Annotated in this window: 2 pseudogenes; both read right to left on the bottom strand. The window is 63.3% G+C overall.

Going from position 1 to position 532, the window contains the following annotated elements:
* Positions 1–336 (bottom strand): annotated as a pseudogene (locus tag GTW58_RS13920) (MFS transporter); the annotation flags it as partial.
* A gap of 65 nt (positions 337–401) precedes the next feature.
* Positions 402–532 (bottom strand): annotated as a pseudogene (locus tag GTW58_RS14825) (NADP-dependent oxidoreductase); the annotation flags it as partial.

Genomic DNA, 532 nt, shown 5'->3' with positions numbered 1-532 from the left:
GCCCACCAGCCGGCCCCCCCCCCAGGCGCCGAGGATGGTGAACAGATACACCCTGCCGCCGTAGGCCCCGACGATGCCTGCGGCGACCGACTGGTCGATTCCCAAGCCACCGTCGGTGGTCTGGAAGTACATGTAGATCAGGACGATGCCCTGCATGCCGTAGAAGGAGAATCTCTCCCACAGCTCCACGTTGAACAGTGAGGCCAACATTCTGGGCTGGCCGAGGAAGGTTTTCTGGTCATTCTGACCAGGGTGGTTGTTGGTGGGGGACGGAGTGGCCGCGGGGTCAGCGGCGGTCTGTCCCCGGCTTTCGGGGGGTTGAATCGATGAATTCATGCGTCTACCTTGCGCCTCCTGCCCGCGATTGCACAGCAGGGATGCGGAACGGAGCCACGGTTTTCTCAGGCGGTGCGCACGACCATCTTTCCGGTGTTGGCCCCGCGCATCATGTCCAGGAAGGCGCCAACGGCGTGGTCGATTCCGTCCACCACCGTCTCGTCGTAGGCGATCTTTTCCTGGCCGAACCACTGCG

The sequence above is a fragment of the Kocuria subflava genome (assembly GCF_012163155.1).
GTDB classification, from domain to species: Bacteria; Actinomycetota; Actinomycetes; order Actinomycetales; family Micrococcaceae; genus Kocuria; species Kocuria subflava.
The sequence above is the reverse complement of the archived record's forward strand: the minus strand, read 5'-3'. Positions and strand labels throughout refer to the sequence as shown.